The sequence below is a fragment of the Streptomyces sp. WZ.A104 genome (assembly GCF_002382885.1).
Classification (GTDB): domain Bacteria; phylum Actinomycetota; class Actinomycetes; order Streptomycetales; family Streptomycetaceae; genus Streptomyces.
On the sequence record NZ_NWVL01000032.1, the window covers coordinates 1 to 18,514 of the forward strand.

The 18,514-nt window shown below is 72.8% G+C and carries 18 protein-coding genes; 4 read left to right on the plus strand and 14 right to left on the minus strand.

Annotated elements, in window-relative coordinates:
- The 8 genes from CIB93_RS18495 to CIB93_RS18530 all read right to left on the minus strand — a co-directional run.
- The coding region (locus tag CIB93_RS18495) for a TerD family protein (RefSeq protein ID WP_143660064.1) at positions 1-587 on the minus strand (587 nt) is incomplete at its 3' end.
- Between the two features lie 128 nt (positions 588-715).
- The gene (locus CIB93_RS18500) at positions 716-937 is read right to left on the minus strand and encodes a hypothetical protein (protein WP_096628121.1); all 222 of its coding nucleotides are present in this window, start codon (positions 935-937) and stop codon (positions 716-718) included.
- A gap of 593 nt (positions 938-1,530) precedes the next feature.
- Entirely contained in the window at positions 1,531-2,982 is a 1,452-nt protein-coding gene (locus CIB93_RS18505; protein WP_096628123.1) for a penicillin-binding protein 2, read from the minus strand.
- 89 nt (positions 2,983-3,071) lie between these two features.
- Positions 3,072-3,734 carry a response regulator transcription factor gene (locus CIB93_RS18510; protein ID WP_096628124.1) on the minus strand — a complete coding sequence of 221 codons (663 nt, stop codon included), beginning with the start codon at positions 3,732-3,734 and terminating at the stop codon, positions 3,072-3,074.
- On the minus strand, positions 3,731-5,026 hold the full coding sequence (locus CIB93_RS18515) for a sensor histidine kinase (protein WP_096628126.1): 1,296 nt from the start codon (positions 5,024-5,026) through the stop codon (positions 3,731-3,733). Before CIB93_RS18515 ends, CIB93_RS18510 begins: the two co-directional genes overlap by 4 nt.
- Positions 5,023-6,138: a hypothetical protein gene (locus tag CIB93_RS18520; RefSeq protein WP_373558768.1), complete on the minus strand. Its 1,116-nt coding sequence runs from the start codon at positions 6,136-6,138 to the stop codon at positions 5,023-5,025. Before CIB93_RS18520 ends, CIB93_RS18515 begins: the two co-directional genes overlap by 4 nt.
- 94 nt (positions 6,139-6,232) lie before the next feature.
- Entirely contained in the window at positions 6,233-6,712 is a 480-nt protein-coding gene (locus CIB93_RS18525; RefSeq protein ID WP_096628127.1) for a GNAT family N-acetyltransferase, read from the minus strand.
- Positions 6,712-7,482 (minus strand): IclR family transcriptional regulator, encoded by a 771-nt coding sequence (locus CIB93_RS18530; protein ID WP_096628129.1) that lies wholly within the window; start codon positions 7,480-7,482, stop codon positions 6,712-6,714. The genes CIB93_RS18525 and CIB93_RS18530 overlap by 1 nt, the downstream gene beginning before the upstream one ends.
- 172 nt (positions 7,483-7,654) lie before the next feature.
- Here CIB93_RS18530 and CIB93_RS18535 point away from each other — a divergent pair, with 172 nt between their 5' ends.
- From CIB93_RS18535 to CIB93_RS18545, 3 genes are all read left to right on the plus strand, one after another.
- Positions 7,655-9,184: an aldehyde dehydrogenase (NADP(+)) gene (locus CIB93_RS18535; RefSeq protein WP_096628130.1), complete on the plus strand. Its 1,530-nt coding sequence runs from the start codon at positions 7,655-7,657 to the stop codon at positions 9,182-9,184.
- Between the two features lie 124 nt (positions 9,185-9,308).
- Entirely contained in the window at positions 9,309-10,025 is a 717-nt protein-coding gene (locus CIB93_RS18540; protein ID WP_096628132.1) for a DsbA family oxidoreductase, read from the plus strand.
- Between the two features lie 105 nt (positions 10,026-10,130).
- Positions 10,131-11,189: an aminotransferase class V-fold PLP-dependent enzyme gene (locus tag CIB93_RS18545; RefSeq protein WP_096628133.1), complete on the plus strand. Its 1,059-nt coding sequence runs from the start codon at positions 10,131-10,133 to the stop codon at positions 11,187-11,189.
- Between the two features lie 137 nt (positions 11,190-11,326).
- On the opposite strand, the gene CIB93_RS18550 is transcribed toward CIB93_RS18545, so the two are convergent.
- The 6 genes from CIB93_RS18550 to CIB93_RS18575 all read right to left on the minus strand — a co-directional run bounded on the left by CIB93_RS18550 (position 11,327) and on the right by CIB93_RS18575 (position 17,244).
- Positions 11,327-12,364, minus strand: coding sequence for a VOC family protein (locus CIB93_RS18550; protein WP_096628135.1), 1,038 nt, complete (start codon positions 12,362-12,364; stop codon positions 11,327-11,329).
- 102 nt (positions 12,365-12,466) lie between these two features.
- On the minus strand, positions 12,467-13,360 hold the full coding sequence (gene thpD, locus CIB93_RS18555) for an ectoine hydroxylase (protein ID WP_096628136.1): 894 nt from the start codon (positions 13,358-13,360) through the stop codon (positions 12,467-12,469).
- Between the two features lie 3 nt (positions 13,361-13,363).
- Positions 13,364-13,762, minus strand: coding sequence for an ectoine synthase (locus CIB93_RS18560; protein WP_096628138.1), 399 nt, complete (start codon positions 13,760-13,762; stop codon positions 13,364-13,366).
- 84 nt (positions 13,763-13,846) lie between these two features.
- Positions 13,847-15,109, minus strand: a complete 1,263-nt coding sequence (gene ectB, locus CIB93_RS18565) for a diaminobutyrate--2-oxoglutarate transaminase (RefSeq protein WP_096628139.1) — start codon at positions 15,107-15,109, stop codon at positions 13,847-13,849.
- A gap of 189 nt (positions 15,110-15,298) precedes the next feature.
- Positions 15,299-15,829, minus strand: coding sequence for a diaminobutyrate acetyltransferase (ectA, locus tag CIB93_RS18570; protein ID WP_096628141.1), 531 nt, complete (start codon positions 15,827-15,829; stop codon positions 15,299-15,301).
- A gap of 308 nt (positions 15,830-16,137) precedes the next feature.
- Entirely contained in the window at positions 16,138-17,244 is a 1,107-nt protein-coding gene (locus CIB93_RS18575) for an alanine--glyoxylate aminotransferase family protein (protein ID WP_096628143.1), read from the minus strand.
- 112 nt (positions 17,245-17,356) lie between these two features.
- Here CIB93_RS18575 and CIB93_RS18580 point away from each other — a divergent pair, with 112 nt between their 5' ends.
- Positions 17,357-18,457 carry an amidohydrolase family protein gene (locus CIB93_RS18580; RefSeq protein ID WP_096628145.1) on the plus strand — a complete coding sequence of 367 codons (1,101 nt, stop codon included), beginning with the start codon at positions 17,357-17,359 and terminating at the stop codon, positions 18,455-18,457.
- Positions 18,458-18,514 lie beyond the last annotated feature (57 nt).

Here is an 18,514-nt window from a genome sequence, read left to right on the forward strand (position 1 = left end):
GGCGCGATGCGCGGGTCGACGGGGGCGGCGACCGGCGCGGGCGGGGCGGCGGCCGCCGGGACCGGCGGGGCGGCGGGGGCTTCGGGCTCCTCGACCGAGACGCCGAAGTCCGTGGCGATCCCGGCCAGGCCGTTGGCGTAACCCTGGCCGACCGCGCGGGCCTTCCAGGCGCCGTTGCGGCGGTAGACCTCGATGACCACGAGCGCCGTCTCGGTGCTCAGCGGCGGCGGGGTGAAGGTGGCGAGCGCACTGCCGTCGTCCGCGTTGCGCACGGTGGCGGTGGGCTCGATGCCCTGGAAGGTCTGGCCCGCGGCGTCCGGGCTCGCGGTCACGACGATCTTCTCGATGCCGGGCGGGACGGCGGTGGTGTCCACCACGATCGCGTCGGGCGCGGAGCCCCCGCCTGCGCGGTAGGTCACACCCGGGCCCGAGGGCTGGTTGTAGAAGATGAAGTCGTCGTCGGAGCGCACCTTGCCGTCGGCGGTGAGCAGCAGGCCCGAAACGTCGAGCCGCACCGGAGCGGCGACGTCCACCGCCACGCGGGCGGCGGAGAGAGGGATGTTCGAGCCGGGGGTCATTGCGGTCATGCAGGGGGTAACGAACGACCCGGCTTTGCCGTTCCCTTACCTTTCTCCCTCACTCCCTGCGCACCCTTTCCCCCCTCACTCCCTGAGCGCCTCCCCACCTCCCCGCCCCTCGGTCTCCCCTTCACGTCTCAGCGGCGATTGCGCGGGTGGTTGCGGGCCATGCGTTCGTTGCCGTGCTTGTACGCGCCGGTCCAGCGCGCCATCACCAGCTGCGCGTCGCCGGACACCACCTCGGCCAGGAACTTCTCCGCGCGGCTGCCGCGCAGGGTTCCCGCCGGGCGGCCGTGGTGGGTGATGGTGACGGAGGAGTCGCCGTGCTGTTCGTACTGGAATCCGGAAGGTCTCGGCATGCCCGTATCGTGCCCGCCCGGACGTATCCGCGTCGCGCCGTTTTCCGTCGGTCGCCCTTTCGCGGGCCTCTCAGTGCGGCCGGATCGGCGGGTCGGTCACGAAGTGGCCGCCGACCCGGGAGTGGGCCGGTGTCGTTGAGGTCGGCGGTGATCGCGTCCGGCGCGCCGGGGACGGGGACCAGGTCGAACAGCCGCAGGCCGTATCCGTACGCGGGCTCCGCGCCCGCGCCGTGCGGCCCAGGCCGCGGGCCGTGTGCGGCTCATACTGCGGAGTAAGGCGGTCAGGTGGCATCGGGCGGATGCCCTAGGAACGGATGCTCCGGGAACGGATGCCCTGGGAGGCGCCAAAGGCACCGGGGGTCTCTGGAGCCGCTGCGCGGTGCGCCTCAGGGCGTGCCTCGAAGATCCGGTGCAGGTCCCGGGCCGCCCGGGGCACCGAGCCGAACGGCTGCCGTGGGGTTCCTCCGCGCTGTTCGCGCTCTGCTTCGCGACCGACCCGATCGTTCGAGCTGCTGCTCGGCGTGAAGCAGCGGTACGGGGACGGGTACGGGGGCCGGTGCGCCCCGGCCGCCGCCCCCCCGTACCCGTTGCCTTCACCGCTCCAGCGCCGCCTTCATCATCTTCTGCGCGATCGGTGCGGCCAGGCCGTTGCCGCTCACCTCGGAGCGCGCCGATCCGGAGTCCTCGACGATCACCGCGACCGCGACCTCCTTGCCGCTGCGGTCGTCCTTCGCGTACGAGGTGAACCAGGCGTACGGGGTGTTGCTGTTGTCCACGCCGTTCTGCGCGGTCCCCGTCTTCCCGCCGACCTCGGCTCCGGGAATCCGGGCGTTGGTGCCGGTGCCCTCCTCGACGACCGTCACCATCGCACTGCGCAGCTGCTCGGCGGTCGACTCCTTCACCACGCGCTTCGTGTCGCCGTCGCCGGTCTCCTCCAGTACGGTGCCGTCCCCGTCCGTCACCTGGGACACCATGTGCGGCGCGGCCAGCTCACCGCCGTTGGCCAGGGCCGAGGTGACCATCGCCATCTGGAGCGGGGTCGCGGTGACCTCGAACTGGCCGATGCCCGTCAGGGCTGTCTGGGCCCTGTCCATACCGGTCGGGTAGACGCTCTTCGCGGCCCGCACCGGGACGTCCAGCTTCTCGGTGTCGAACCCGAACGCGTCGGCCATCTCCTTCACCCTGTCCTGGCCGAGGTCGGCGGCCGCCTTCGCGAAGACGTTGTTGCAGGAGTAGCGGAGCGCGGTGCGCAGGGTCGCGTTCTCGCAGGGGGCGGAGGCGTTCTCGTTGCGGAGGACGGTGGTGGTGCCGGGAAGGGTGTACGGGTCGGGGCTCCTGGTCGCCTCGTCGACCGAGCCGTACAGCCCGTTTTCCAGCGCCGCCGCCGCGACCACCAGCTTGAACGTCGAGCCCGGCGCCAGCGGCTGCCGCAGCGCCCGGTTGACCAGCGGCTTGTCCGGGTCGTCCAGCAGCTTCTTCCAGGCGTCGCCGTCTCCCGTACCGCTGATCGTCGAGGGGTCGTACGAGGGTGTGGAGACCATGCCCAGGATGCGCCCGGTCTTCGGGTCGATGGCCACCGCCGCGCCCTTGTCGTCGCCGAGCGCCTCGTAGGCCGCCTTCTGGACGCCCGGGTCGATGGTGGTCAGGACGTTGCCCGGGGTGGCCTGCTCGCCGGTGAGCAGGTCCTTGGGGTTCTTCAGGCGGTCGTCCGTGCCGTCCAGGACGTCGCTGTAGATGCCTTCGAGCTGGGTCGCGCCGTACGCCTGCGAGCTGTAGCCCGTCACGGCCGCGTAGAGCTCGCCCTGCGGGTAGGTCCTCTTGTACCGGAGGTCGCCGCCACTGGTCCCCTTCGATCCGGTGACCGGCGAACCGGCCACGATGATGTCCCCGAGCGGCTGCGCGTACTGCGCGATGGTGTTCCGCCGGTTGTGCTCGTCGTCTGCGAGCGCCTTGGCCTGGTAGCCCTGCACCCATGTCGCCCGCACCAGCAGGGCGAGCACCATGAGCAGGCAGAAGGCCGAAGCGCGCCTGATTGTCTTGTTCATCCCGTTGGAGGGACGAGCGGGTCGGTTCCGGCCGTTCCCCCACGTGCCCCTTCTCACCGATTTCTCACGCGGTGCACGGGGGCCGCCGCTCAGCCCGGGGTGATGAAGCCGGACTCGTACGCCGCGATGACCGCCTGCGTACGGTCCCGGGCGCCCGTCTTCGCGAGGACCGACGCCACATGGGTCTTCGCCGTCGCCGGGCCCACCGCGAGCTGCTCCGCGATCTCCGCGTTGGTCAGCCCCGCCGCCATCAGCCGCAGTACGTCCGCCTCCCGCCCGGTCAGCCGAGCCACCCACGCCGGGGCCCCGGACGCCTGCCGCGCGGCGTGCTCGGCGGCCAGCGTGCGTACCGCCGCCGGGTAGAGGAGCGAGTCGCCGCACGCCACCAGGCGCACCGCCTGCACCAGCTCCTCGGCCGCGACCCGCTTCAGCAGGAACCCGGCCGCTCCGGCGTGCAGGGCCTCGTACACGTACGCGTCGTTCTCGAAGGTCGTCACGACGACGATCCTCGGCGGGTCCTCCAGCGTGGTGAGGATCTGCTGGGTGGCCCGGATGCCGTCGATCTCCGGCATCCGCACGTCCATCAGCACCACGTCGGGCCGCAGCTCCCGCACCACGGAGACGGCCTCCGCACCGGTGGTGGCCTCCCCGACGACCTCGATGCCCTCCTCGGCGTCCAGGATCGCGCGCAGCGCCGTACGCACCATCCGCTCGTCGTCCGCCAGCACCACCCGTACCGGAGCCCCGCTCATCGCTGTTCCTCCGCATGTCCGTCGGTCGTACGCCCGGCCGTCAGAGGCAGCCGGGCGGTCAGCCGCCAGCCGCCGTCGTACGGACCCGCTTCGGTTCGGCCCCCCAGCAGGACGGCCCGCTCCGCGATGCCGCGCAGCCCGCGGCCGCCTCCGGGCCGCACGACGGCGGGCCGCTCGCCCACCGGGTTCTCCACCACGATCTCCAGCTCCCTCTCCCGTACCGCGATCAGCAGCCGCACGGGGGACGGGCCGCCCCCGCCGTGCCGCAGGGCGTTGCTCAGCCCCTCCTGGACGATCCGGTACGCCTCCCGCGAGACCGCCGGGTCCACGTTGTCCGGGTCACCGGGGTCGCCCTCCCGCTCGTACGCCACCGGTACCCCGCAGTGCGCCAGCAGCCCGTCGAGCGCGTCCAGCCCCGGCCCGTAAGCCGCTTCCCCGCCCTCGTCCGGCTCTCCGTCCCGCCGCAGCAGCCCCAGTACCGAGTCCAGCTCGCCGACCGTCCGCCGTGTCGTCTCCTCGATGGCGGTCAGCGCCTCGCGGACGAACTCCGGATCGCGGTCCAGGACCCGGCGCGCCGCCCCCGCCTGAAGGGTCACGGCACTCAGCGCGTGGCCCACCGAGTCGTGGAGCTCCCGGGCGAGCCGGTTGCGCACCGCCAGGTCCGCGGCCCGGCGCTCGGCGGCGGCCAGCCGGTCCTCGGGGGTCGGCCCCAGCAGAGCCGGGGCCCGTCGGGCCAGCAGCTCCCCGGCCGCCGCCGCGACCAGCGCCATCGCCACCAGCATCGCGAGCCCGGCGAGCGGAGCGAAGGCCAGGGCCCACGGCTCCCGCAGCGCATCGTGCCCGCCGTACAGCCAGGTCTCGCGCAGCCCCGCGAAGAACGGCAGGGCGGCCACCGTCACCGCGAACGGCGGCAGTGCCAGCGTGATCCCGCTGACGATCCCGCCGAGCGCCAGATGCAGGGTGTACCAGCAGGCCGCACGCACCCGGGCCTGCCGGGTCCGGGCGGGCCCGTCGGCCAGCAGGGCGGGCGGGACCCCGCACAGGGCGCGGGCGGCGGCCACGGACAGCGGCCGGACCAGGGCGAAGAAGCCGGTGACCGCCGCCATCGGCAGGGCGAGGGCGAACGCGACGAGCTGGGCGGGCAGCGAGGAGAAGAGCTGTTCCCCACCGCTCGCCATGCCGACCAGGACCGTGCTGACCAGGAAGTACGGCGTCAGCAGCGCGCCGCCGATGATCAGATGCAGCCAGCGCAGCCGCGCCCGCCGGCCGAACAGCGGGGCGACCGCCCTCATGACACCCGGCTGTCGGACGACGGGGCAGGGGCATCGGTGGCCGCGGGCAGCGCGGAAGCCGCCGCGCGCTCCGCGAAGAAGTACGCGCCAAGTGTCACGACGAGCGCCCCGGCCAGCATCTGGACAGCGTAGACCGTCGTCGTCGCCGGCATCGGCCGGTCCGCCGCTTCGCCCGCGCCGATCAGCCCGGTGACGCTCAACCAGCCGCCCCAGCAGGCCGTGGCCGCCGAACCGGCCCAGGCCAGGACGAGCGGCAGCCGCAGGGAGAGGCGGCCGGTACGCCGGAAGGCGAGCAGGAGCACCCCGACGACGGTGGCCACCACGAAGAGCAGGCTGACGGCTTCCAGGACGTAGAAATCGCTGGTGCGGGCCGCGGCCCGGCCCGGGTTGAGCCCGGCGGTCGAACCGGAGAGCCACAACAGGTGCGTGACGCCGGGGAGAAGGGCCGCCCCAGCGACGGCGACGGCGGTCGCGCGCAGGGCGGGCGTGGTCGGGCTGTCCGGCAGATCCCGCAGCCTCCCCTGCCACAGGTGGCCCCAGCGCTCCCTGGCGTACAGCGCGAAGAGGCTGCCGAGGGCGAGGCCCTGGACGATGAAGCCGCCGTAGACGACACCGAAGACCCACGGGTCCAGGAACGCGTCGGAGTTCCCCTCGCCGACCGGCCGCCCGTCGCCACCGCCGAAGAGTCCAACGACCATCTGGATCGGGAAGCCCGTCATGATCGGCAGCAGCAGACCGCTCGCCACCCACATCGGCAGCACCAGCAGCCAGGCCGGCACCCGCTTGCCCCAGGGCCGGGTGAGCAGCAGAGCGAGGACGATGACGGCGCCGTCCATCAGCACGGTGGCCCCGTTGGCGACGCGCAGCGTGGTGCCGCCGTCGAGCAGCGCGCTGCCGTCCGGGATACCGAGCTGACTGCCCGCCATCCAGGCGACCTTGAGCCCGATGTAGGGCAGACAGGACACCATGGCGACCGTCCGGAGCACGACGCGCGCCCTGCTGATGCGGTACGGGGGCGTCTCGGGCGGTGTGGTGCCGTACGGGGGCGTCTTGCCCGTCCCGGCGCGGTGCTGGACGGGCGGGGACGCTGCGGAGGGCCGGTTCGCTGCCATGGCTCCACGCTCCCGCGCCGGCCGTGCCCCGTACGTCCTGCCCGGCGACGATCCGCCTCCGCCATCCGGGGGAGAGCGCCTCCCGCCCTGAGCCCTATCCCCGGAGCGTCACCAGCACCTCGTCGATCTCCTCGCCCCGGGCGCGGGCGAACCCGCGGTCCGTGCCGGTCACCACGAAGCCGCACTTCTCCAGCACCCGGCGCGAGCCGAGGTTGTCGGCCGCCGCCCGCGCGTGCAGCGGGCGCGTGGGCGTCTCGTCGAGGAACGCCCGCAGGGCGGCCGTCGCCAGTCCGCGGCCCCAGTGCGCACGGCCGATCCAGTACGTGACCTGCCGGTCGTCGTCGGTGCCGTACGCCCCGACATGGCCCCCCACCGCACCGTCGGCCACCACCGTGCGCATCACCACGCCGCCGGCCCCGGCGCGCAGCCGCGCCCAGTGGGCGTCGAAGGCGGCGCGGTCGGTGGGGTCCTCCGGGGTGAACGCGGCGACGCGGGTGGCCGCGGGGTCGCTCATCCAGGCGAAGAACAGCGGCAGGTCGCCGTCCTCCACCGCGCGCAGGGAGATCTCGGTCATCAGAGCCTCCGGGTGGCGAGCGCGAGCCGGTCCCGGGCGTCGAACAGGGCGTCCTTGACCGTCTGTTCGTGCCCGGGGGTGAGCCGGGCGACCGGCACCGAGCAGCTGACCGCGTCGCGCGCGGGCGTCCGGTAGGGGATCGCCACGCCGAAGCAGCGCAGGCCGACGGTGTTCTCCTCGCGGTCGACCGCGTAGCCCTGCTCGCGGACCAGGTGGAGCTCCTCGATCAGCTTCTCGCGGTCGGTGATGGTGTGTTCGGTCAGCGCGGGCAGCGTCTCGGGCAGCATCTTGCGGACCTGCTCGTCGCTGTGGGTGGCGAGAAGCGCCTTGCCGAGCGAGGTGGAGTGGGCGGGCAGCCTGCGGCCGACCCGGGTGAAGGGGCGCAGATAGTGCTGGGACTGGCGGGTGGCGAGGTAGACCACGTTCGTGCCGTCGAGGCGGGCCAGGTGGATGGTCTCCGTGGTGTCGTCGGAGAGCCGGTCCAAGGTGGGCCGGGCGGCGGCCACGACCTCGTCGCCGTCGATGTACGAGGTGCCCACCAGCAGGGCGCGCACCCCGATCCCGTACCGCGTGCCCGTCGCGTCCGTCTCCACCCAGCCCAGCTCGACCAGGGTGCGCAGCAGCATGTAGAGGCTGGACTTGGGATAGCCGACGGCCTCCTGCACGGCGGCGAGCGAGTGCATGCCGGGCCGCCCCGCGAAGTATTCGAGGAGCTCCACCGTCCGCACCGCGGATTTGACCTGCGCTCCACCGGACTCGGCGACCGACATCGCCCTCGCCCCCTTCGAAAAGCTTGTCACCACGGCTGCCGCCACGACGGGCGGCACGGACGATTGCCAACACGGAACGCCCGGAAATAGAGTCCCAGCACATTCACGACCAGGAACTCTGTTCAGAATACCGAACGTTCCTGGTGTGCGGCCCAGGACCGGGAGGAACACGGTGAGCACAGGGAGCGCAGCACCAGTCTGGAGCGTCGACCCCCGGACGGGGAACCCGCGCGAGCAGGTTGCCGTGGAGGCCACCGCCGAGGAGGTCGACCGCGCGGTCCGGGCGGCCCGTGCCACCGGCGACGCCCTTGCCGACCGGACGGCCCGCGCCGCGTTCCTGCGGGCGGCGGCGGAGCTGCTGGAGGGGTCCGGCGAGCACATCATCGAGGCCGCCGACGCGGAGACCGCCCTCGGCCCGGCCCGCCTCACCGGTGAACTGGCGCGCACCGCGGCCCAGTTGCGGGCCTTCGCGGAGGTCGTCGACGAAGGCGCCTACCTCGACGTCCACATCGACCACGAGGACCCCGCCCGCACCCCGCCCTGGCCCGACCTGCGCCGCTACAAGGTCCCGCTCGGGGTCGTCGCCGTCTACGCGGCCGGCAACTTCCCGCTCGCCTTCTCCGTCCCCGGCGGCGACACGGCCAGCGCGCTCGCGGCGGGCTGCCCGGTCGTCGTCAAGGCGCACCCAGGCCACCCGGCGACCTCCGAACTCTGCGCCTCGGTCCTCCGCCGCGCCGCCGCCCGCGCCGGGCTGCCCGAGGACGTGCTGACCCTGGTGCACGGCTTCGCCGCGGGCGTCGGGCTGATCCGTCACCCGCTTGTGAGCGCGGCGGGTTTCACCGGATCGGTGCGCGGCGGCCGGGCCCTGTTCGACGCGGCCGCCGCCCGCCCCGCCCCCATCCCCTTCCACGGCGAACTCGGCTCCCTCAATCCGGTCGTCGTCACCGGGGCGGCCGCCGCCGAGCGCGCCGAGCGGATCGGCACCGGGCTCGGCGGCTCGATGACCCTGGGCGTCGGCCAGTTCTGCACCAAGCCCGGCTTCGTCCTGGTCCCCGAGGGCGCGGCGGGCGACCGGCTGCTGAAGACCCTCACCGAGACGGTCAGCTCCACCGGCTCCGGGGTGATGCTCGACCACCGCATCCGGGACGCCTTCGTCACCGGCGTACGCGAACGGGCCGCGCTCCCGGACGTCGAGGCCCCCGTCACCCCCGGTGCGGGCGGGGAGCACACGGTCTCCGCCGGGTTCCTCACCGTTCCGGCCGCGCGGCTGACCGCGGAGGGCCCGCACGACGCGCTGCTGGAGGAGTGCTTCGGCCCGGTCACCGTGATCGCCCGGTACGCCTCCGGGGACGAGGCCGCCGCCGTCCTCGCCCGCCTCCCCGGGAACCTCACCGCCACCCTCCACACCGCGACCGAAGCCCCCGACCCCGACGCGGCCCGCCTCCTCGCCGCCCTCACCCCGCTCGCGGGCCGCATCCTGGTCAACGGCTGGCCGACCGGCGTGGCCGTCGCCCCCGCCCAGCACCACGGCGGCCCCTACCCGGCCACCACGTCCACCGCCACCTCGGTCGGCGCCACGGCGATCGAACGCTGGCTGCGCCCGGTGACGTACCAGTCCACCCCCGAAGCGCTCCTCCCGCCGGAACTGCGCGAGGCCAACCCCCTGGGGCTGCCCCGCAGGGTCGGCGGGGGCCGCGCCTGACGCCGGGGGCCGGGGAGGAGCGGGCGGTGCGGGAATCACCTGGTGCGGTTCGGTGTTCGCACCGGTGACCTGATCCGCGGAGGCCCCCTCCGCCCCCCCACGAGCCCTGGAGAGCAGAAGAGTCATGCGCGTCGAGATCTGGTCGGACATCGCCTGTCCCTGGTGCTACATCGGTAAGGCCCGCTTCGAGAAGGGCCTCGCCGAGTTCGCCCACCGGGACGAGGTCGAGATCGTGCACCGCTCCTTCGAGCTCGACCCCGGCAGGGCCAAGGGCGACACCGCGCCGGTGATCGACACGCTGGCAGAGAAGTACGGCCGCACCCGCGAGGAAGCCGCCGCGATGGAGGCGAACGTCGCGGCCAGCGCGCGGTCCGAGGGGCTCGGCTACCGCACCGAGGGCCGTGACCACGGCAGCACCTTCGACATCCACCGGCTGCTGCACCTGGCCAAGGCCCGGGGCCGTCAGGACGAGCTGCTGACCCTCGCCTACCGGGCGAACTTCGCCGAGGAGCGTTCCGTCTTCGACGACGAGGTGCTGCTCGCCCTCGCGGTGGAGGCCGGACTCGACGCCGGCGAGGCACGCGCGGTGCTCGCCGACCCCGGGGCGTACGCCGACGAGGTCCGCACCGACGAGCGCGAGGCGGCCGAACTGGGCGCCAACGCCGTGCCGTTCTTCGTGCTGGACCGGCGCTACGGGATCTCCGGCGGCCAGCCGTCCGAGGTCTTCGTCCAGGCGCTGGAGCAGGCCTGGAAGGACCGCCCGGACACCGGGCCGACCGCTGTCGGCGGGGACGCGGCGGCCTGTGACGCGGACGGCGTCTGTGAGGTTCGGGGGAGCTGAGCCCTCCTGGCCGTCCACACGGAGCCCCACCCATAAGTATGGCTTGGGTGCACCCCTTGACTTTTGTCAATTGACTTTGGGTTGAGGGGGCTCCAGGCTGGGCGCATGACGATCTCTTCGCTCAGCCGAGTGGCCGCCGCCGAGTTCGCCCCCGAGGTCACCTACCTCAATACCTCCAGTTGGGGTCTGCTGCCCCGGCGGACGATCGCCGCGGTCAAGGCCCTTGCCGACGAGAACGCCGCCGGGCGGCGGGTGGGGGCGGGCAGCTTCGAGGCGGTGGAAGCCGCACGGGTGGGCTTCGCCCGGCTCGCCGGGGTTCGGCCGGACCGGGTCGCCACCGGCAGTTCGGTCACCGTCCATGTCGGGCTGATCGCCGCCTCGTTGCCGCCCGGGGCCGAAGTCCTCTGCCCCGAGGGCGAGTTCGCCTCTGTGGTCAGCCCCTTCGCGCTCCGCGGTGATCTGCGCATGCGGTACGCCCCGCTCGCGGACCTCGCTGCGGCCGTCCGCCCCTCCACCGCGCTCGTCGCCTTCTCCGCGGTGCAGTCGGCCGACGGCCGGGTGGCCGACCTCGCCGCCGTCCGCGCGGCCGCCGCGGCGCACGGCGCCCGGACCCTGCTGGACGCCACCCAGGCGGCGGGCTGGTTCCCGTTGGACGCCGGGGCGTACGACTACACCGTCACCGGCGGCTTCAAGTTCCTGCTCTGCCCCCGGGGTACGTCGTTCCTGACCGTCACCGAGGAGGCGCAGGACACGCTGCCGCCGCTCTTCGCGGGCTGGGTGTCCGCCGGTGCGCCCTGGGCGAGCAACTACGGCCCGCTGGAACGCCTGGCTCCCACCGCCCGCGGCTTCGACGAGCCGCCCGCCTTCCTCTCGTACCACGGGGCCGAGCACTCCCTGGACCTGCTCGCGGAGGTCGGCACCGACGTGCTCCACGCGCACGCCACCGGGCTCGCGGCCCGGCTGCGTACCGGGCTGGCGAAGCTCGGGCACCAGGCCGTCCCGGGGGAGTCGGCTATCGTCGCGGTGCCGGGCCTCGACGGCCGTCAGGGCGAGCTCGTGGCCGCCGGGATCGCGGTCTCGGCCCCGGCCGGGAATCTGCGGATCTCCTGCCACCTCTACAACACCGAGGCAGACGTGGACCGGGTGCTGGAGGTCCTGGCCTGACGCCCTCCGCGTACGCCTGAACCAGCCCCGGCACCCGACCAGCGTCCCCCCGGGCCCGCCCGCCCGGCTCAAGGCCTGGGGCCCCTTCACCCCCGACCCGTCGGCCTCCTTCGGCGGGACCCCGAGGGCCACACCGACTACCCGGCGCTGGACGCGGTCCGACGCTCCGCCGGAGGCCGCCCGTCCCACCGCCACGAGGTGCGGCGCGGGTGGTCCGGCAGCTCCGCGCGACCGGTGGCCCACAGCAGTACGGTCCACCGGTCGCCGCCCGCCGGGGCGTCGGGGAAGAGCCGGGCCAGCACCCGGTCGCAGAGCGCGCCGGGCGGCGCCCACCCGAGCCCCAGGCCCTCGGCCAGGTCATGCGTGTGCACCAGGGTCTCCACCACGCCCATCGCGGCGAACCCCTCCGGATCGGAGATCCCGTATCCGTGGTACGAGCGCACCTCGGGGGGCGTCGTCCGCACCATCGAGGCCAGCAGCGCCCCGCTCGCCTCCAGCGTGGCCAGCAGCCCGGCGGGCCCGGCCGCACGGTCGGCGAAGACCGAGTTGGCCGGTCCGCCCGTCCGGTCGGCGGCCCACCGGTAGGGCACTTCACCGTCCAGCGGAGGCGTACGCGGACCCAACTGCACGGCGTACGCGAAGAGATCGTCGCTCAGGTGCTCCACCGTCTCCCAGCACGTCCACACCAGCGTTCCGGCGGGCGTGTCCCAGCGGTCCCCCGGGGCCCCGGCCAGCGCGTCCACCGCGAGCCGCACCGCCGAGGTCACGTCCTCGGCGGTCACCGGCAGCCGGGTCCCGCTCAGTGCCGCCCGCTCGGCCGCACTGCATTCCACACAGAACTCGTTGCCCTCCGGATCGGCGAGCGTGGCCCACCCCCGCCCGTTCGGTCTGCGGTGGTCGCCCACGAGCGTGGCCCCGAGCGCCAGCAGCCGTTCGACCTCCTCGTCCCGGGAGCGGTCCTGCGGCTGGATGTCCAGATGGACCCGGTTCTTGGACTGTTTCTTCTCGGCCACCTGGACGAAGAGGATCGCCGCGCCGGGCGTTTCGACCAGCGCCTCCGGATCGCCGGGGAAGTCGTCGTCGGAGAGAGGCGCCCCGAGCACCTGGGCCCAGAAGCCGCCGAGCGCGTAGGCGTCGGCGCAGTCGATCGTGATGTGGCGTATGCGGGAAGTCATGGCCGCCACCCTCTCCGCTTGCCCGGCTCCGGTCCAGCGAGTTACGCGGCAGGGGCCCGGGACGGCGTACCGTCCCGGGCCCCGTGGTGCCTGCGCGTACCGCTACTTCACCGGGGTGAAGTCCCGCGCCCCGATGAACTCGGGGCGGCGGATCGGCGCCGCGAACGGCTCCTGCGCCGCGTTCTCCACGCTGTTGAACACGATGAAGACGTTGCTGCGCGGGTACGGGGTGATGTTGTCGCCCGAGCCGTGCATGGCGTTGCAGTCGAACCAGGTCGCCGAACCGGCCTTGCCGGTGAAGAGCCTGATGCCGTGGCGGTCGGCCATCTTCGTCAGCGCCTCGTCGGACGGGGTGCCCGCGTCCTGCATCTGGAGCGACTTCTTGTAGTTGTCCTTCGGCGTCTCGCCCGCACAGCCGAGGAACGACTTGTGCGAACCGGGCATGATCATCAGCCCGCCGTTGGTGTCGTAGTTCTCGGTCAGCGCGATCGACACGGACACGGTCCGCATGTTCGGCAGACCGTCCTCGGCGTGCCAGGTCTCGAAGTCCGAGTGCCAGTAGAAGCCCGAGGCCCCGAAGCCCGGCTTCACATTGATCCGGGACTGGTGGACGTACACGTCCGAGCCGAGGATCTGGCGGGCCCGGCCCACCACGCGCTCGTCGCGGACCAGGGCGGCGAAGACCTCGCTGATCCGGTGGACCTCGAAGACGGACCGCACGCTCTGCGACTTCGGCTCGATGATCGAGCGCTCGTCGGCGCGGACCGCCGGGTCGCTGACCAGCCGGTTCAGTTCCGCCTCGTAGACGGTGACCTCGTCCGGGGTGATGAGCTGGTCGACGGTGAGGAATCCGTCCTGCTCATAGCCCTGGAGGTCCTTGGCGGCGATCGGACCCGGTGCGCCCGGCGCGGACCAGATGACCGGGTCCTGGCGGGGAGTGGTCATCTCGGCGGCGCCGCGCGAGGGGTACAGATCGGTGCGTGCTTCGGTGGTCATGGTTCAGCCCTCCTCGGTCAGCAGTGGGTAGACACCGTTCTCGTCATGGTCCTCCCGTCCGGTGACGGGCGGGTTGAAGACGCACACGCAGCGGAAGTCGGTCTTGGGCCGCATGGTGTGCCGCTCATGCCCGTCCAGCAGGTACATCGTGCCGGGGGTGATCCAGTGCTTCTCGCCGGTCTCGTCGTTGGTGAGCTCGGCCTCGCCCTCGGTGCACAGCACTGCCTCGATGTGGTTCGCGTACCACATCGAGGTCTCCGTACCCGCGTACAGGACGGTCTCGTGGAGCGAGAAGCCGACCTTCTCCTTGGCGAGCACGATGCGCTTGCTCTCCCAGGTGCCGGAAGCGGCCTTGACGTGCCGGTCGGTGTTCTCGATGTCCTTGAACGATCGGACGATCACGGTGAGCGGTTGCCTTTCTCTCTTCAGCGCCCCGGGCCTCGCGGCCCGGGGCCTCTCTTTTCCCGCCTGCCCGGGGGTGCCGGGTCAGGCCGTTTCGCGGACGCAGCGGGCCAGCGTGCGCAGGCCCTCGTCCAGCTCTTCGGAGGTCACGGTCAGCGGCGGCAGCAGCTTGACCACCTCGCTCTGCGGGCCCGAGGTCTCCAGCAGGAGCCCCAGCTCGAAGGCGCGGGTGCAGACCGCCGAGGCACGCGCCGGTTCCTCGAACTCCAGGCCCCACACCAGGCCCCGGCCGCGGAAGTGCGCGGCCGGCTCCTCGGCGCAGATGGCCAGCAGCGCCTGCTCGACCTGCTCACCGCGGGCCAGGGTCTGCTTCTCCATCTGGCCGTCCGCCCAGTAGGCGTCCAGCGCGGCGGCGGCCGTGACGAAGGCGGGGTTGTTGCCGCGGAAGGTGCCGTTGTGCTCGCCCGGCTCCCAGATGTCCAGCTCGGGCTTGAACAGGCAGAGCGACATCGGCAGGCCGTAGCCGCTGATGGACTTCGACAGGGTGACGATGTCCGGGACGATCCCGGCCTCCTCGAAGGAGAAGAAGCCGCCGGTACGGCCGCAGCCCATCTGGATGTCGTCGACGATCAGCAGCATGTCCTGGCGGTGGCACAGGTCCTGGAGGGCGCGCAGCCACTCGGCGCGGGCGACGTTGATGCCGCCCTCGCCCTGGACCGTCTCCACGATCACGGCTGCGGGCTTGTTCAGACCGGAGCCCTGGTCCTCCAGCAGCCGTTCGAACCACAGGAAGTCGGGGACCGTACCGTCGAAGTAGTTGTCGAACGGCATCGGGGTGCCGTGCACCAGCGGGATACCGGCGCCCGCCCGCTTGAAGGCGTTGCCGGTGACGGCCAGCGAGCCCAGCGACATGCCGTGGAAGGCGTTGGTGAACGAGACGACGGACTCGCGGCCCTTGACCTTACGGGCCAGCTTCAGCGCCGACTCCACGGCGTTGGTGCCCGTCGGGCCGGGGAACATCACCTTGTACGGCAGGTCCCGCGGGCGCAGGATGACGTTCTGGAACGTCTCCAGGAAGGCGCGCTTGGCGGTGGTCGCCATGTCCAGGCCGTGGGTGACGCCGTCGTGCTCGATGTAGTCGATCAGCGCGCGTTTCAGCACCGGGTTGTTGTGGCCGTAGTTCAGCGAACCGGCCCCGGCGAAGAAGTCGAGGTAGGAGTGGCCGTCCTCGTCGGTCATCCGGGCGCCCTGCGCGCGGTCGAACACGGCGGGCCAGCCGCGGCAGTAGCTCCGTACCTCGGACTCCAGGGTCTCGAAGACGCTCAGTGCGGGCGGGGTGATGGTCACAGCGGATCTCCTGCGTGAGGGGGTGTGACGGGCGATGGTCGGTGCTCCCGGCCGCACGGAGGCGGCCGGGGCCGCGCCGGACGGTCGGCCGGCGCGATAAGTCGTGGGGACCGGGCGTACGGGACGCGTCGGGTCGGGTGGGGGATACCGGGCCGGGAGCGGCCGGGGCGGCCGTCGTGGCCGGGTGGCTCAGGGGGTGAACGGGCCGATCCGGTAGAGGACCTCCGGCAGGTGGGTCCCCTCGGGGAACAGCCCGCCGTCGAAGAGGACCTCCTGCTCCAGGGCGACGTCGTGCCGCTGGGCGTAGGACGTGAACAGCCGGTCGGAGGCGGTGTTGTCCGGGGTGATCGTCGTCTCGACGGACGACAGGCCCTGGCCGGCGGCGACCCGGGCGGTCAGCGCGTCCAGCAGGGAGGCGGCAAGCCCCTTGCCGCGGTGCTCCCGGTCGACGGCCACCTGCCAGACGACGAGGGTCTGGGGGCGGTCGGGCCGGATGTAGCCCGTCACGAAGGCGATCGGCTCGCCATCCTCACCCCGGGCGACGGCGGATGTGGCGGCGAAGTCACGGCACCACAGCAGGTAGCTGTACGAGGAGTTGAGGTCCAGGACCTCGGAGTCGCGGGCGATGCGCCAGATCGCGGCTCCGTCCTCCACTCGTGGGGTGTCGATACTGAGAAATTCGCTTCGGGCACGGGCAAAATCTGCTGGTGCGGCGGTCATGTGAATTCAATTTACCCAGCAAAAATCGAAATTGCATCGACGTGGAGGGTTGGGTGACGGGCTCGTATGTGATATCAGGCGGGCGCGTACTCTCGCGCGAACCGGCTACGCTTTCTCACCTTTTGCCCGGAATTTATCGGGCAAAACGCCTCCGGTGTGGATTCGGTCACAGGGTTGTAACTCTCGCGAGACGCGTCCGAATCACGGAGTTCTGGCGGCGCGAAAACTTCTGCGTTTAGGAGTGGATTCAGCGGGAACAAGAATGCGGGGAGCTGCTTTCGGTAAAGCAGCTCCCCGCATTATGGATATCAGGCGCCAGGCCAGGTTTCCGATACCGCACGGCGGGCAGTTTCGAAGTCGACCCGCCGGCCCGCATCGGCCAGCGCCGCCCCCAGAGCCGCGAGCGAGGACAGCACCGCGCCCCGCGTCGCATCCGCCCCGTAATGGTTGACCCGGATCATCTCCTTGGACAGTGCCCCGCCGCCCGCGACGAGCGGCAGCGCGGGATCCGCCGCCAGCGCCTGCGCGACCAGCACGGCCGCGTCGGTGCCCGCCGGGGCGCGCAGGGTCGTGGCCACCGGGGCCGCGTCCCGTACGTCGTGCACGTAGGGCTCAAGCCCGCCGCCCAGCGCCACCGCCCCGGCCCGGGTCGCGGCGGCGGCCGAGGCGTGCCGGGCCATCACGGTCTGGGGGCCCTCGGCCTCGATCCGCTCCACGCAGGCCTCCAGCCCCAGCATCTCCAGCTGCGCCGGGGCGTGCGGCAGGGCCTTGCGGCCGCCGTCGATCCAGCGCTCCTTCCAGTCCAGCAGGGAGAGGTAGGAGCGGCGCGGGGCGGCCGGGTTGGCGGCGATCCGCTCCCAGGCCCGCTCGCTCACCGACACCGCCGACACCCCGGCCGGACCGCCCATCGCCTTCTGCGCGCCGATCACGCACAGGTCCACGCCCCAGACGTCCGGAAGGAGCGGCTCGGCGCCCACCGAGGCGACCGCGTCCAGCATGAACAGCGCCCCGTGCGCCCGGACCACCTCGCCGATCTCCGCGACCGGGTTGGTGTTGCCGGTCGCCGCCTCCGCGTGCACCAGCGACACGAAGTCGATCTCCGGGTGCTCGGCCAGCGCCTTGGCGACCTGATCGGCGGTCACCGCCGTGTGGAAGGGCACCGCGAGGTCGACGACCTCGGCGCCGCAGTCTCGCAGCCAGTTGCCGAAGGTCTGCCCGTAGGGGCCCGTGACCACGTTCAGCGCGGTCGAGCCGGGCCGCGCGCCGCTGCGGATGCATCCCTCCAGCGGCAGCAGCGCCTCGCCCTGGGCGATGACGACGTCCTGCTCGGTGGCGAGGAGCGCGGCCACCCGCCGCTCGATGGCCGCGAAGTGCTCGGCGGTCAGCGGCGGGAGGTCGAGGAAGGGGTGCGTCACGGTGGTGCTCTCTTCGGGTTCGGTCGGCGGTCGGTCATGTTGCGGGTGGCCGGGCGGCGGGTCCCTCCGGGCACCTCCGGCAGCCTACCGATGGCCTCGTACAGTGCCGCGTATGAGTGATCAGGAGCGGCAGCGGGTGCTGCGGGTGAAGGGGCGGGTCCTCGTCGGCCCGGACGAGGTGCGGGACGAACTGTGGGCCGTCGACGGGCGGATCACCTACGAGCGGCCGCCGGGCGCGGACGGTGCGCCGACCGTCGCGGGCTGGGCGCTGCCCGGTCTGGTCGACGCGCACTGCCATGTGGGCCTGGACCGGCACGGTCCGGTCGACGCGGCGAGGGCCGAGAAACAGGCGCTCACCGACCGGGAGGCCGGAACCCTGCTCATCCGGGACGCGGGATCGCCCTCCGACACCCGGTGGATCGACGACCGCGAGGACCTGCCGAAGATCATCAGGGCCGGTCGCCACATCGCCAGGACCCGCCGCTACATCCGCAACTACGCCCATGAGATCGAGCCCGGCGACCTCGTCGCCTACGTCGCCCAGGAGGCCAGGCGCGGGGACGGCTGGGTCAAGCTGGTGGGGGACTGGATCGACCGCGACGCCGGAGACCTGACCGCCTGCTGGCCGCGCGGCGAGGTCGAGGCGGCCATCGCCGAGGCGCACCGGCTGGGCGCCCGGGTCACCGCACACTGCTTCGCCGAGGAGTCGCTCACCGACCTGGTGGAGGCGGGCATCGACTGCATCGAGCACGCCACCGGCCTCACCGAGGACACCATCCCGCTGTTCGCCGAACGCGGGGTGGCGATCGTCCCGACCCTGGTCAACATCGCCACCTTCCCCGACCTCGCGGCGGGCGGCGAGGCCAAGTTCCCCCGCTGGTCGGCCCATATGAGGCAGTTGTACGAGCGCCGCTACGACACCGTGCGCTCCGCGTACGACGCGGGCATCCCCGTCTACGTCGGCACCGACGCGGGCGGCTCGCTGGCCCACGGCCTGGTGGCGGGCGAGGTCGCCGAGTTGGTGAAGGCGGGCATCCCGCCCCTGGAGGCGCTCTCCGCCACCGCGTGGGGAGCGCGGCGCTGGCTGGGGCGGCCGGGGCTTGAGGAGGGCGCTCCGGCGGACCTGGTCGTGTACGACCAGGACCCGCGCGCCGACGTCCGGGTGCTGGCGGCCCCGCGCCACATCGTGCTGAACGGACGCGTGGTCGGCTGAGGTGCGCAGGGCGGTGCGCGGGGTTGACCGGCGGTGACGGATGCGGGCTCCGGCTCG